15 protein-coding genes are annotated in these 14,843 nt (G+C 36.3%); 14 read left to right on the top strand and 1 reads right to left on the bottom strand.

Features of this window, described 5'->3' with window-relative positions; genetic code table 11:
- Positions 1–154 precede the first annotated feature (154 nt).
- From tsaE to AC59HC_RS13550, 9 genes are all read left to right on the top strand, one after another.
- Positions 155–562, top strand: coding sequence for a tRNA (adenosine(37)-N6)-threonylcarbamoyltransferase complex ATPase subunit type 1 TsaE (gene tsaE, locus AC59HC_RS13510; RefSeq protein WP_202839540.1), 408 nt, complete (start codon positions 155–157; stop codon positions 560–562).
- A gap of 68 nt (positions 563–630) precedes the next feature.
- On the top strand, positions 631–1,821 hold the full coding sequence (locus AC59HC_RS13515; protein ID WP_062671272.1) for an alanine dehydrogenase: 1,191 nt from the start codon (positions 631–633) through the stop codon (positions 1,819–1,821).
- Positions 1,821–2,192 carry a hypothetical protein gene (locus tag AC59HC_RS13520; protein ID WP_496558801.1) on the top strand — a complete coding sequence of 124 codons (372 nt, stop codon included), beginning with the start codon at positions 1,821–1,823 and terminating at the stop codon, positions 2,190–2,192. Before AC59HC_RS13515 ends, AC59HC_RS13520 begins: the two co-directional genes overlap by 1 nt.
- Positions 2,193–2,207: 15 nt before the next feature.
- Positions 2,208–2,981, top strand: coding sequence for a histidine kinase (locus tag AC59HC_RS13525; protein ID WP_496558802.1), 774 nt, complete (start codon positions 2,208–2,210; stop codon positions 2,979–2,981).
- Positions 2,956–3,666 carry a LytR/AlgR family response regulator transcription factor gene (locus AC59HC_RS13530; RefSeq protein WP_202839549.1) on the top strand — a complete coding sequence of 237 codons (711 nt, stop codon included), beginning with the start codon at positions 2,956–2,958 and terminating at the stop codon, positions 3,664–3,666. Before AC59HC_RS13525 ends, AC59HC_RS13530 begins: the two co-directional genes overlap by 26 nt.
- A 109-nt stretch (positions 3,667–3,775) precedes the next feature.
- Complete coding sequence (locus AC59HC_RS13535) at positions 3,776–4,165, top strand: hypothetical protein (protein ID WP_202839552.1); 390 nt, start codon at positions 3,776–3,778, stop codon at positions 4,163–4,165.
- Between the two features lie 102 nt (positions 4,166–4,267).
- A complete protein-coding gene (locus AC59HC_RS13540) occupies positions 4,268–6,541 on the top strand; it encodes a cation:proton antiporter (protein ID WP_082798726.1) in 2,274 nt (757 codons plus the stop codon).
- An 83-nt stretch (positions 6,542–6,624) separates the two neighbouring features.
- Positions 6,625–7,128 (top strand): hypothetical protein, encoded by a 504-nt coding sequence (locus tag AC59HC_RS13545; protein WP_496558803.1) that lies wholly within the window; start codon positions 6,625–6,627, stop codon positions 7,126–7,128.
- A gap of 48 nt (positions 7,129–7,176) precedes the next feature.
- Complete coding sequence (locus tag AC59HC_RS13550; RefSeq protein WP_343642254.1) at positions 7,177–7,701, top strand: hypothetical protein; 525 nt, start codon at positions 7,177–7,179, stop codon at positions 7,699–7,701.
- Positions 7,702–7,708: 7 nt separating this feature from the next.
- On the opposite strand, the gene AC59HC_RS13555 is transcribed toward AC59HC_RS13550, so the two are convergent.
- Positions 7,709–8,356, bottom strand: coding sequence for a hypothetical protein (locus tag AC59HC_RS13555; protein WP_343642256.1), 648 nt, complete (start codon positions 8,354–8,356; stop codon positions 7,709–7,711).
- 434 nt (positions 8,357–8,790) lie between these two features.
- On the opposite strand from AC59HC_RS13555, the gene AC59HC_RS13560 reads away from it, so the two are divergent.
- The 5 genes from AC59HC_RS13560 to AC59HC_RS13580 all read left to right on the top strand — a co-directional run bounded on the left by AC59HC_RS13560 (position 8,791) and on the right by AC59HC_RS13580 (position 14,784).
- A complete protein-coding gene (locus AC59HC_RS13560) occupies positions 8,791–9,813 on the top strand; it encodes a LysM peptidoglycan-binding domain-containing protein (RefSeq protein WP_496558804.1) in 1,023 nt (340 codons plus the stop codon).
- Between the two features lies 1 nt (position 9,814).
- The gene (locus AC59HC_RS13565; RefSeq protein WP_496558805.1) at positions 9,815–10,666 is read left to right on the top strand and encodes a DUF4280 and LysM peptidoglycan-binding domain-containing protein; all 852 of its coding nucleotides are present in this window, start codon (positions 9,815–9,817) and stop codon (positions 10,664–10,666) included.
- A gap of 225 nt (positions 10,667–10,891) precedes the next feature.
- Positions 10,892–13,378 carry a peptidoglycan-binding domain-containing protein gene (locus AC59HC_RS13570; RefSeq protein WP_496558806.1) on the top strand — a complete coding sequence of 829 codons (2,487 nt, stop codon included), beginning with the start codon at positions 10,892–10,894 and terminating at the stop codon, positions 13,376–13,378.
- Positions 13,365–14,267 (top strand): hypothetical protein, encoded by a 903-nt coding sequence (locus AC59HC_RS13575; RefSeq protein ID WP_496558807.1) that lies wholly within the window; start codon positions 13,365–13,367, stop codon positions 14,265–14,267. Before AC59HC_RS13570 ends, AC59HC_RS13575 begins: the two co-directional genes overlap by 14 nt.
- A gap of 43 nt (positions 14,268–14,310) precedes the next feature.
- Entirely contained in the window at positions 14,311–14,784 is a 474-nt protein-coding gene (locus AC59HC_RS13580) for a hypothetical protein (protein ID WP_496558808.1), read from the top strand.
- Positions 14,785–14,843: the final 59 nt, after the last annotated feature.

Below are 14,843 nucleotides of genomic sequence, written 5' to 3' on the forward strand. Positions count from 1 at the left end.
ATGCTGGTTCGAAAGTTTGAGATTTAAGAATGGGAATGTAAAAGTTGCTTTTTTCAACTTCCAGCTTCCAGCTTCCAACCTGCAATTTATAATTTCTGACTTCTTCCACTCATAAAAACTCATAAATCATTATTTTTGCAAAACAAATTAGTATATGCAGTTCACTATCCATACAATCGAAGACTGGCAGGAAGTTGTTGACACCATCATTCCTCAATTACAACATAATATTCTTTTATTAAAGGGAAATCTGGGAGCAGGGAAAACTACTTTCACACAATTTCTGCTTAAAAATATGGGCAGCAAAGATGAAGTAAACTCTCCCACGTATTCTATTGTGAATGAATACAATACCGAAAAAGGAAAAGTATATCATTTTGATCTTTACCGCTTAAAAAACATTGAAGAAGTCTATGATATCGGAATTGAAGAATATCTTGACAACTCTTTTTTATGCATCATCGAGTGGCCGGAAGTGTATGAAGAGGAGCTTTATGGTCTTAAGTACCACACAATGAGTATTGTGAATACGGGTGAAAACAGAGAGATTTCATTCGATTAAATATTATGTATCTTTGCTCATTAATTGAGTGTAAAAAAACAATCTGTAAGACATAATTTAATTTAAGGATGAGTACAAATATTTTTACTCCTTTCACAGAAGAAGAATTAATGCCGAAAGAGGAAAAATTGGAGGTTATAAAGAAAGGGAAACAGTTCAGTATTGGAATTCCTAAAGAAACCTGTCTCAACGAAAGGAGAACCTGTATTACTCCTGACGCCGTACAGGTGTTGGTAGAGCACGGCCATGAGATCATTATTGAATCAGGGGCCGGACAAGGTTCATTTTTTACAGATTTACAGTATTCCGAATCTGGAGCGAAGATCACCAATGATCCAAAAGAAGCTTTCGGGCAGGATCTTATCCTGAAGGTGAACCCTCCTACAGAAGATGAAATTGAGTACATGAAGCCTAATACGTATCTGGTTTCGGCACTTCAAATTAATCTTAGAGACAAGGAGTATTTCTTAAAGCTTGCAGAGAAAAAAATAAACGCCATCGCTTTTGAATTTATCGTTGATGAATACAAGCAGCTGGCTTTGGTAAGATTAGTCGGGGAAATTGCAGGAACCGTTTCAATCTTATATGCCTCCGAATTATTAGCCTTATCAAACGGGTTAATGCTGGGAGGAATTACAGGAGTAAGACCCGCAGAAGTTGTTATCCTTGGAGCCGGAATTGTAGGTGAGTTTGCTACAAAAGCAGCCATTGGTTTAGGAGCAAGTGTAAAAGTTTTCGATAATTCTTTATCCAAGCTTAGAAGGCTTCACACGATTGTTGACAGCCGCGTACCGACTTCTATTATTGATCCTAAAGAGCTCAGCAAAAGTTTAAGACGTGCCGATGTAGTAATCGGAGCACTTCCAAGATTGAACATGACCCCTATCGTTACTGAAGATATGGTGATGAAAATGAAAAAAGGCAGTGTCATCATCGATATTACCATAGACAACGGTAAAGTGATCGAAACTTCAGAGCTTACCACCATGGAAGATCCTTATGTCATCAAACACGGTGTCATCCACTGCGGACTTCCGAATCTTACCTCAAGAATGCCGAGAACCACCACCAAGGCCATCTCGAATTTCTTCCTTTCCTATATTTTAAATTATGACGAAGAGGGCGGCTTTGAAAACATGCTGATCCGCAAAAATGAAATGAAGCAGAGCTTATATATGTACAAAGGAAGACATACCAAGAAGATCATCTGCGATCGTTTCGGACTTACGTACCACGATATCAATCTTTTAATTTTCTAATGAAGAAACTGAAATTTTATGCAATAGGCTTCGTTCCGGGGCTTTTGATCGTATTTTTTATTTTAAACAAAAAAGGAGCAAGCTGCAGCGGATATTTACCGAACAGCCGTGTGATTGCTGAAAGTCTTTCCAAAGAATTCAAATATTCTGAAGAAGCTAAAAATGCAATGGCAGCCTACAAGATTGATGAGAAATTTATAAAAGACAGCATCATTACCAACGGAAAGGTAGATTTTGACCGCAGCCATGCACAAAAGAAACCATGTCCGGACTATCTTTTAACCTATCCTGAAAAAAATCCGTCTTACGAGATCACGTATGAAAAATGTGAAGAAACGGTGACGGTAAACAGTCTTAAAAAACTGAAATAGTTTCAAGTACAAGCTATGGACGGCAATTACTACATGATTCATGATTATCTGATATTCATCGGAGTTTTTGCCATTTTCCTGTTTCTGACTATCAGTATTTATCTCTTCAGCCAGAATCAGAAGCTGAAACAGAGAAATACCAAATTATCGGAAACCAACAAACTTATTGAGCAGCACCTGAATGAAGTCCGTCTGGAACATATCGGCACAAAGCTGAATCCGCATTTGTTTAAAAATATTCTGAATTCGGTGCAGTCTCATGCCTATCAGACGTATATGTCACTGGATAAGCTGGCCAATGTGCTGGATTATATTTTATACGAAAGCAACAATAAGTATGTAAGCCCGAAAGAAGAGCTTAATTTTGCTTTAAGCCTTATTGAAATTAATAAAATCAAGATCAATCCACTTTTTGACTTCAGAATTAAATCCAGGATCAATAAATCTGATGCTTTGTATGAAGAAAAGGTATTTGCTCCGCTGATCTCGGTGGACCTTATAGAAAATGCTTTCAAACATACGGATTTTCTGGCTCAGGATTCTTTTATTTCCATTTATATGGAGCTTGAGGACGGTATTTTCACTATGAAAGTCAGTAATAAAGCTTCTCTGAAAAATATTCTGGAAAAGGAAAAAAGCGGTTTTGGAAGCCAGTCTTTTGATCAGAGGCTTAAAATGATCTACAGTACGTATTATCAGCTGGAAAGAAGCTCAAAAAACGGAATATTTACGGCGGAATTAAAAATCAATTTAGGAGAATTCTATGATAAAATGCGTTATTCTGGATGATGAATTACTGGCCATCAGCTATTTAAAACTTCTATGCGAGCAGATTGAGAATGTAGAGGTAGTAAAAGCATTCAATGATCCTAAAATTTTTCTGAATGAAATAGAAAGCCTCGACTGTAATCTGTGCATTCTGGATATTGAAATGCCCGGAATGACAGGTCTTCAGGTGGCTGAGATTATTTCAGGTTCTAAAAAAATCATCTTTACAACAGCTTACAAAGAATATGCTGCTGAAGCTTTCGATTTGAATGTGGTGGATTATGTAAGAAAACCCATCAAAAAAGAAAGACTGGTTCAAGCTTTCGAAAAAGCTAAAGAACTGGTAGAAAATGCTCCTAAAAAAACTTTTATCGAGTGGAATACCAATATTGGAAAAACCGTTATATTCACAGAGCAGATTTCTTACATCAAAACCTCTGAAATCGACAGCAGGGATAAAGATATTATGCTTATTGACGGAACAACCATCGTTTTAAAAAACCTGAATTTCAAAAACCTTCTGGAAATGCTGCCATCAAAAGATTTTGCTCAGGTTAACAAAAAAGAAATTATCGCATTGTCTTCCATTAAGGTATTTTCAACCAACGAAATTATTACCACCATTCCTGCGGAAGATCACTCTTTTCTGAAACTTCAGATCGGAGATGCTTATAAAAATTCATTGATGGAGCTCTTCGGAAAATAGATCTTTTCAAATCTTTCCGGTTTCATTACAGAATATAAGTCCTTCATTACAACTCCCCTTTTTCAGTATTGAATCCTGTTAATTTTGCATAGAATTAATTGATTTTATAATGAAAAATTGCTTCTATGCTGCAGGACTTCTCCTATCCGGCTTGTGTTTTTCCCAGGAAGCCTCTTCAAAACTGAAGGTCTCTTTTTTTGACGGAATAGCAATAGGCGGATATGTAGATCATGGTGCTTATCTCAACTTTACAGGTCCAAATGTAAATCTTACCCATAAAAGCGTAAAATTCATTGTTGGAATGCTTCCTTCACTGAGAATTAAAGAAGACCATTCTTCCGGAACCAAAAACAGTCCTATTATGCCTACGCTGGGAGCAGGTCTTACTGTGGTCTATAAAAAAATAGCCTTCCAGATTCCTGCCTACTATAACGCTAAGACAGCAGATCTGAATGGGAACTGGAAAATAGGATTTGGAATGGGTTATTCGTTCAAATAGATTTTATTACATTTTTTAGAACATTCATTACATTTTAAAAAAAAGAGTATTTAACATAACTATATTCTTTTCAACTTTGCATAAAATATTGGAATCATGAATTTGGGGAAATACAAAAATTTAATTTTCTACATTACTACCATCGCAGTCTTTTCCGCTCTGATGTATTATTTCATCATTGAAGGGCAGACGCTGGAAGTAAAAGAAAATATCGTTGCCAATACCAGCAGCGGCTCTACCTGGGATAATTTCCTGGAATCATTCAAAACCAATCTTCACCATCCGCTTGCGCTATTATTGGCGCAAATTGTCACTATTATTATGACAGCAAGGCTTTTCGGATGGATTTGTATGAAAATAAAACAGCCTACGGTTATCGGAGAAATGATTGCAGGGATTGTACTCGGTCCTTCACTTGTGGGAATGTACTTCCCTGAGTTTTCCGCCTTTCTTTTCCCAAAAGAATCATTAGGCAACCTTCAGTTTCTGAGCCAGATAGGTCTTATCCTGTTCATGTATATTGTTGGAATGGAGCTGGATCTGAGTGTATTAAGGAAAAAAGCTCATGATGCGGTTGTCATCAGCCATGCAAGTATTATTATTCCTTTTGCTCTGGGAATAGGCCTTTCTTATTTTGTGTATCAGGAATTTGCTCCGGATGGTATCCAGTTTACCTCTTTTGCTTTATTTATAGCCATTTCGATGAGTATCACAGCATTTCCGGTACTGGCGAGAATCGTACAGGAAAGAAACCTCCAGAAAACCAAACTGGGAACGATTGTTATTACCTGTGCTGCTGCCGATGATATTACCGCATGGTGTATTCTTGCTGCTGTAATTGCTATTGTAAAGGCAGGTTCTTTTGCAAGCTCTATCTATGTGATTATCATGGCTGTTGCTTATGTATTTTTAATGATTAAAATTGTAAGACCCTTCCTGAAAAGAGTCGGAGACCTTCAGGCCGGAAAAAATACGATCAGCAAACCCATGGTGGCTATTTTCTTTCTGACATTGATCTTATCTGCATATGCTACTGAAGTAATCGGTATTCACGCTTTATTTGGAGCTTTTATGGCGGGAGCTATTATGCCGGAAAATACAAAGTTCCGCACCCTTTTTATTGATAAGGTAGAGGATGTGGCATTAGTACTTCTGCTCCCATTATTCTTTGTATTCACAGGACTTCGTACCCAAATCGGCCTTCTTAACGACAGTCATCTGTGGATGACCGCCGGATTTATTATTCTGACCGCGGTTCTCGGAAAGTTTGCAGGAAGTGCTTTGACGGCACGATTTGTAGGTATTAACTGGAAAGAAAGTCTGACGATAGGAGCTCTGATGAACACACGAGGCCTTATGGAACTTATTGTACTCAACATTGGATATGACCTTGGCGTTTTAAGCCCTGAAATTTTTGCAATGCTTGTGATCATGGCTCTCTTCACCACTTTCATGACTGGGCCTGCACTGGATTTTATTAATTTTATTTTTAAATCTAAAAAAAATCAGGACGAATCCATTCAGGATAATGATTCCAAATACCGCGTTCTTCTCTCATTTGACAAGCCGGAATCCGGAAGTACTTTGTTGAAGCTAGCACACAATTTCACCCATAAAATGAACGGTAATAAAAGCATCACCGCGATGAATATTGCTCCGGTAGATGAAATGCATGCCTATGACATCAATGAGTATGAAGAGTCACAGTTTCAGAATGTCATTGAAACCTCTCAAGATCTGAATCTGGAAGTCACTACCCTCTTCAAAGCATCTACTGATATCGAAAGTGATCTTACCAGCATTACCAACAAAGGACATTATGATCTTCTCCTAATCATGCTTGGGAAATCTATGTATGAGGGAAGTTTATTAGGAAGGTTATTAGGCTTTACCACCAAGATTATTAATCCTGAAAAACTATTGAACACGGTAAAAGGCAAAGGAAATATATTCAACAATTCTCCTTTTGACGATTTTACGCTTCAGATTCTCGACAAAACCAATATTCCCGTAGGAATTTTGGTGGAAAAGGACTTTAAAGCGGCAGATAAAGTATTTGTTCCGATCTTTAATCTGAGTGATTTTTACCTTCTTGAATATGCTAAAAGACTGATCAATAACAATAATTCTCAGATTATCATTCTGGATGCGGCAGGACAGATCCGAAATAATATTGAAGTAAAAGAACTGATCAGAAGCATTGAACAGGTAGCTCCAAACCACATCACTCTGTACAATGAGAAAAAGATTGAAAAAGATTTTCTGGGTTCTCAGGATTTGATGCTCATCAGCAGTAAAAGCTGGAAAAACCTGATCGATACAAAAAGTCTATGGCTGTCTGACATCCCATCAACATTAATAATATCAAATCCATAACACAATAACACACACCGATATTTCTATTTCTATTGAAGCTGTAAATATTATTCGTTGTCTGTAAAGAAAAAACGGGTATATTTATGGCTTCAATTTTTTGGGACATGCTGATTAACAGTGAAAATGGAGTTATAGAGCTGGAAACCTTTACTACCAGACTTTATAAAGGAATGAGTCTTGACCAGCTGAAACAGTCTGATTTTTATAAAGAAAAGTATCATGATCTGTGGGACGTAAAAACCGGATATTTTTGGTATTATTTTAAGCCTGTAGAAATAAAGGGATATCAGGTATCTTTCAGTCTGTGCTTTTTTAAAGATCAGCTGGACATCATCCATATGAATACATGGGAAAACAGTGATGCCAAAGACTGGAATGAATGGACAGAGGAAAAAGAAATGAATATTTTCCGCCGGAATAATACTTTCCTGACCAAAGTCCTTGGAATATCACCCACCCAAAAAAAGAAAAAACCTTATCCCGGCTGTACCTTCAGATTTCCCTGGGGAGATGTGTGGTCGGTTTACGACCCGAGAAGCGCCGCCAGCTTTATGGGAATCAATTTTAATGAGGAGGAAAACAAATAAAAATAACTTATAACCAAAGAATAAGAGAACACTATGTGCCGATATGCCATGATGGTTTACAAAGGTCATTATGCCTGTTTCAACTGCCAGAAAACATTCAAACGCCGCCACCTGAAAGATGTGGACCGGGATGCTCAGACCTCTGTGGAAGCCAAGTGTCCGGAATGTGGGAATCTGATGGCCAATATGGGACTTGACTTTAAATCCCCGCCCAAAAATGATGATAAGCAATGGGCTCATATCCGGGATTTGTATACGGTTGGAATCACTTTTCATTCATGTGGATGCTCTGGTCCCGGATATATTCCTCAGGACCGGAAGGCCATTATTGATCATCTGGAAAAAGTTCGTTCAGAATACATGAAATCTCTGGTATTCTGGAGATACCGCATAGAGCCTGAAAATAAAAAAGAACGCGAACTGGACTATCAGAAAAACAGCTCACACCTATGGGCCGTCAACCGTAATGCTTTCAAAGAAACAGTGACCAATCAGGAAGGTATTAACTATTGGCTTAAAAGAATCAATGAGGTGGAAGAAAGGCTCAATATTATCAAGGCTGATAAATCATAACACTACTCTAGTTTACAAGCTTCAGAAGCCTTTTAAAATCCTCTTTGATTTTTTCCTCCTGCTCAGCGGGATAATCCGCACCGATACTAAATCCGTGTCCTGTAGTATTGGTGATCATAATGATATTTCCGTTTTCAAAATAATTCCTGGTCATTGTAATCTTTGATTTTTTCAAATCAAAGGCTTCCGTGTCATTATTTTCTTTCATTGCTTTAGTGTCATAGAAAAGCGGTCGGTTATATTTATAATCTTTCTCGAAAACAAAAGAAAGCTGTCCGTTAAGAAGATAATATTCTGTCAGCTTCTGCCCGATTTCTCCATAATGTTTCGCAATTACCTTTTGCAGACCTTCATCTGTGTAATAAAATGTGGCCTCCCCACCTTCTGCAGATTCTCCTTCAATATCTTTCTTTTTGACAGCAGTCCATTTTGTCACGGAATTGATTCTTTTAAAATTTGCCTGAATAGGTTTTATCCTATTTTTTAAACTCTTGTTTCCTGTTGTATCTTTCTCATTGTATGCTTCTCCCTTCTTTACAGTATCCTGTGCTTGGATAGTGAAAAAAACAGGCGACTGATCTCCGGACTTCTGAGCATATGCAAAACTCAAACTGATCAATATTATGCAAACTCCATGCAAGAATCTATTCTTCATATTTTCTTTTTTATAGCTTTAAAATTAATAATAACTTTTGGTTGTACTGCATATAATGAAACCACAAAAGTTACAAATAACTGTTTTAGCTTTGAAAATCCTTATACCAGCTAAGATTCCTACAGAATGATACAATTGGAATGATTGTCTTACCATACAGTTTGCCACTCCGTAGAAATCCAGCCACATTAAACCAACAAGAAAAGCATCAACAAAAACTCCAATCCTGACCAGCACCACAATTGAAGACGTACAATTCCCATCCTCCGGAGAGGTGGCGAAAATTCAAAGAATTTTTGACGGGGTCGTTTTCGGAGTGGTTTCTTCACACCATCAGTTTCATGTCGTAATTCTACTACAATTTTTAAAATTTAACCCCAAAAATTTATTTCCAACAGTGTTTTTTAATAGCTTTATCTGATAATTCACATTGGATGGAAATTGATTTCTTACAATATCAGGTACGAAACGGAGACACGCTCACCTCCATCGCTTCCCGGCTGGGTATGACCGGTGAGGAGCTTAAGCTGTTTCATAATTCCCATTGCCCGAAAATGGATAAAGTCTGGTTTGAAAACCTTAATGACGTTAAAAATATTTTTGTCCCTACTCATTTTAAAACAGAATCACAGAAGGAAAATGAAAGGAATAACAGTCTTCCCGGCCAGTTCTCTGATTCCTTTTGGGCCCAAACTTATAGTATTAATGAGACTTTTGAAACCTCTTTCGAATCTTCAGTTAACATCGATTATACCATTGATGTAAATCTCCGAAAAGACCAAAACACAGGTCTGTATATCCTTAGCTACAGTCAGAGAGACTTTAAATCCGGAGGAAATGAACCGGATGATAAGGTAAGCGGCCTTTCGATAGCCTGCATGAAAAGTATTATGCCGCTTGAATTTATTCTTAATGAACATGGCAGGATAAAAGGATTGGCAGATCATAAAAAAATCACGGAAACTTTTAGCAGACAGCGTAAAGATCTTGAAGAGTTTTATGTAGGTGAAGTCGCTCGAAATTATATGGATTCTTTTGAAAGGAACATCAGCAATGAAGCGTTTTTATTACAGCAATTTCAGAGCACACTGCTGTTTCAGACTCTGTTTCCCCAAACAGACTGGTTCAGGAGAAAAATAAAGTGGACAGAATCTTTTTATTTTGTACAAAATTCATTTCCGGTAGCCTGTGAAATTAAACCGGAACATAAAAATAAAGAAGAGGACTCTGTTTTAACTATTTTAAGCGGAAAAATCACTGAATTATGTACCTCACAGGAGATCATGCGCGGGATCAGGCTCAAAAAACCGGCTGCAAGACCTGCTTCAGGAAATATTGTATTAGAATACACCACTCACACTAAAAATAAGAATCTTCTTCAGGCTAAAGCCTCGGTTTTACTCAGCCATGAAGAGGTATTGATACACCAACATCACATCAATATAACACAAGGATAATATGAAAAATTATGTCACACAAAAAGGCGATACTTTCAGTTCTCTGGCCCGGCAGTTTAAGCTGAAAAATGAAGGTATTTTAAAAACTTACCATAATCTCCACTGTCCGCCGGAAGATGTCATGCAGGAACCTGTTCCGGGAAAAACGATCTTGATTCCGGAAGATCCACAGCTCATGGCTGAGGAAACAGAACCTCAAAATATAGCTGCATCTTCCCAGGAGGAATCTACAGAAAATGTAGGTTCTTATGAAGGGAATTCAACGGAAGAAACTCCACGAAATGAAGAGCAGTCATCCGGAAAAACGGAACAACAAAGTGATAAAGAAGAAAAGGAAGATAAAAAAGAAGACAGTGGTTCTAGTCCTCATAAAGGAAAATATTTCATTGTGCAGAAAGGAACCGTGCAATGTAATCAGGGATTTAAATTTCCAAAATTTAAAGTGACCAGCCATCAGAAACACTACTGGAATGATGAAGAAGGAAACGCTGATTATCTGGCCGTAACAGAGGATGATCTTCAGCTCGATCCTGCGGCACAGCCGTTTGGACAATGCAAGCTCAAGCCAACTTCAGGAGGATATCTTCCGTGTGCTTATGCTCCAGCCGGAAAGTGGCAGAAGACGTATGAAAAAGTAAAAGTGATGGGGAAAAGCTGTCTTACGGAAATCTCAGAACTCATGTGCAGTACGGGAGGGAAAATTACCATCCTCAAACACGGACAGCAAAGCGAAGTCGGTAAAAGCCAGGTTCCCAAAGCAAATACGCAGGAACAGCAGGTTTATAATCCTGTTGTGGATTTTGATGAATTCAAGGAAGATACAAAAGATACAGACGAACTTTATTACAGCTAAGCCATGACAGGAACTATTATTGGGAATCAGAATCCTCTGGTAGGAACAACCTATACCTACGAAATAAAACCTTCAGGACTTTCATTTGGTCTTAAAGGTGATTATGAATGGTATCTTTTTAAGAAACAAAAGAACGGAAGCTGGAAAGACATCACCGGAAAGCCCAAGACCGGTGAAAAGGTAACGTACAATTTTGGGGAAATAGCACTGGGAATAGAGTTTCAAATGAAAGTCTATGAAACTAAAAAAGGTATTTTACCTGGTCTTCCCTCTACCAGAGAACTGGCTGGAAGCTGTGTATTAATACCAACAAGCAACAAAGTTCCGAAGATTGATAAAGTAGTACTCTTCAACAGAGGAGCAAAAGACGTCAATAAAGCCAGCTACCGTGATACTCTTATTGCGCAGGCTCATTGTATTGCAATGTTTAATAAAGAGATTGAGTTTCATCTTTGGGAAGATGACGCTCCTGGAAAAGGGCACGATGCCAGTATTAACAAAAACAACCGTCACACCCGCAGCTATAAGGCTCGCGTCAATGAAAAAGGGATTGCAGAAGTGTCAATACCCCTGATGTCTGATGAAAAAATCCTTCGTCAGATGGCCAATCAGTTTCTGATGAAAGGTGACAGGAATGAAGGCGCGAATCATGAATATTATGTTACAGCCACTTATTCAGGGCAAATTCAGGGAGCCAGCCAGGTGAATGTAGCTGTAGCCAATCCGGATTATAAAGGCCAGCCTCAAAACCAGCCAAAACCCAAGCCGCAACCTGAAAAACACACGCCAAAATTCCCGGCCGGACAAGGAGGTGGTCCCAAACAGCCGGATCCTAAAGGTAATATTATAGAAGCTGTTTTCATAGATGATAAAGGAAATGAACTTTCCAAAGTTGCTGTAGGAAATAAAGTTAGGGTAAGAATCCACTCCAAAAATATGGTGGGAAAACACATCCAATATGTAGTCTGGGAATATGATACCACTTCCAATGATGAAGTTTACAGAAGCGGAAATATTAAAATTCCTGCCGATGTATGTGATACTTCAGGATTTGTCATTACCAAAGACATTTTCGGAAAAGGAATAGACTCCCCTATCGGCGATCCTGACTCCGGTACACAAAATTATTTCATCGAAATTATCTCCAAAGATCTTTCTGCGGAATCTCAGAAATTTGGGGTAAATTCGGATGGGTTGATGCAGGTGGAGAAGGTGAAGAGTGCGGCGGGGGTGCAGAAGCAGCCGAAAGCAGACAAAGGATGCGGTGGCAAATATTGTATTGATAAAAACTCCCCTCCTAGCGAACTAATTAGAGAAATTAATATTCGCTTAGCTGGTTTTGGAGGAAATGTACCTACAGATAAATTTACAGACAGAACTGAAAAAATGGTTAAGCAGTTTCAGAGAGATTATATGAAGGTGACAGAAACTGGAAAAATTTGTGGTAATGTTTTGAGAGCCATTGATGAGTTTGCTATAAAATATCCGGTTAATATTAATGAAGCAAAATGTCCTTGTGGTCAATGTTCAGGATTCGGTAATGGTTTATTCCCTGAACAAAAAAATAATTCTAAAATATCTGAAAAAAATAGAAAATATGAATATCCAGGGATTCATAGATCCTTATTATGGGTAGAAAAAGCAATTAAATTTTATTTATCAAATCAAGAAAAACAAAATGGTTTAAAAGTAGGATTAATTTTTTCTGGATATAGATGCAATGTAAATAACAAAAAAAATAGAAGGAGTAGTACTAATCATATGGGTAAAGCTCTTGATCTTCACATTTATAAACTTTCTGATAGTATTAATACTGAAAAAAATGCTGATAAAGTAAGAGACCTTCTTATAAAATATACAAATGCGGAATATAGATGGGGAGGAAAAAACGTTTTTGCCCTAGAACCAAGTTCAAGAAATAGAATAGAGACTGAGTTTATTGCTACAACCTGGGTACACTATGATGTAAGAACTTTTCATTTAGATTATCTTAAAGATGAGTTTTTTGCAAAAAATAATAATGCTGTTAACGGAGAAAATATTATAGCTTTAGCGAATCGCCTTGGTTTTCAAAATACCTGTGCGTGTAATAATAATTTTTCTCAATCAAATAAAAATGAAGAAAATACTAATGATAAACGAAAATGGTCACATAGTGAGTTTGGCAATCTAATTGCAATACGCGAGTCAAGTGATGATTATAATAAATGCAATCAAACTAAAGGAGGTCTCAAGGTTATCAATAATGTAAAAGTTATTGAACTTACAATAAAAGAAGTTCAAGATAAACAATCAAATAGAGACGTTTTCGCTGTGGGTAGGTATCAATTAATTCCTAATACTTTAAATGATGCAATTACAAGTTTAGGGTTAGATACTAATAAAAAACTAGATAAAGAAATGCAAGACAAAATCTTCGATGATTATCTAATTAAAATTAAAAGACCTAAAATAATTGCATATTTAGAAGGGCAAGGAAGTGTTGAAGATGCAATGTATGATTCTGCTAAAGAGTGGGCAAGTATTGGTGTTGAAAAGGGAAGGCGAATTAGTGATAAAAAGATAAAAAAAGGAAAAAAAGTTATTTCAATAATTAAAAGATATGCCAAAGGTGGAGAATCTTATTATGCTGGTGACGGTTTAAATAAAGCACATATAACTCCAGAACAAATTAAAAACGTTTTAATAAATTCAAAGAATGCAAATAAATAACATTTTATTAGTAATTATCCTATTATCCATGATTGGATGTAAAAAGGATCCACAAAAAACAATACTGAAAACACCAGTAGCTCAACAAAACCAAAGTATTTCAAAATCTCAAAAGACAAACGTAGAAAATAATAAATCTTTTGTGATTAGCTGTGGTTCGGGTTGCGCAATGACTTATACTGCTGAAAATATTCTACAAAATGATGCTAATTCAATAAAAGTTAAGTTCAAAGTTGAGATGTATACTGATGAACAGCTATCCGATACCTACTATGAAACTTATTTTTTCTCATATAATAAAAATAAAGAAATTGAAAAAATAAGTATTGAAGGAAAAAATGAAAATGTTCTAAGTAATCTTATGCCCGATGCACAAGACTCTTTTAGAGAGTTTGCTACTGAAATTATCCAAAATAAGAATTTTGATCTTTCACAAATAAAAGAGGCAAATAATGCACTTAATAACCAAAAATATAATATCTGTGCGCTACCTTTCGATTTTGATAATTACTATTCTACTTGTAATGAAAATGAGGGTGAGTGTCAAAGTAGGTATCCATCATACCAATATTCTGAATATAAAAGTATTTTAGAATCATATGGTATTAAGGATGCTCCAAGTAGTTTTTTCTTACTTCCAAAAATCAATAATTTTCAACCAATAATTCTCGCTTATACAGATTCGGACATTGAAGGTTATTATTTAAAAGTGGTTGAAAAAAATAAATTAATTTCTTCTTTACAGATAGCTAAATTTGACGAACAAACAGTTGAAGATTTTCTAATCACCAAAGATTTTGAAGTTGAATTATATACAAGGAAAGATGCAACTGAAAAAAGAATCTTAAAAAAGAAATATAAAATACAAAAAGATGGTTTTATAAGATAGTTCTTCTATCGATTACATTTAAAAATAAACCTTCAGCTATATAATGAAAAGCTTTTTAATTTTACTATTGCTCATATTTCTATCATACTCATGTGAACAGAAGAGAGAAGAAAAAAAGGACACCCTTAATAATCAAACTGTTGAATCTGATTTACAGAAAATTGTAGGAAGTATTCCACTATCAAAACAACAGATTTCAATTCCGTCAGGAGAATATTTTGCAACCAACGAGAAGTTAGATGATTATGGAATCTCATTGAAAATTGATAAAGATTCGATCATTTATACAGAATCTGGAAATATGGGGAAAATGTATAATCAATACCTGCTTAAACAAGTTAAGACTATTGATGGAAAAATATTTTTAAAATATTCAGAGGTGATTAATGGATACACTGGTGATGCAGATAAACCACTTTATTTTGGTATTCTTCAATATGATAAAGGCAAATTACTGTTTGAGAGTGAAAACACAGAAAAAAAGTATGGATTAAAAAATGTAATATTAAAAAAATAAAAATAATTATTACAATTTGATTAAGATAGAACTTCTGCAATTTATTGCTGGATTCTAAA

It is taken from the genome of Chryseobacterium sp. DZ-32 (genome assembly GCF_059587025.1).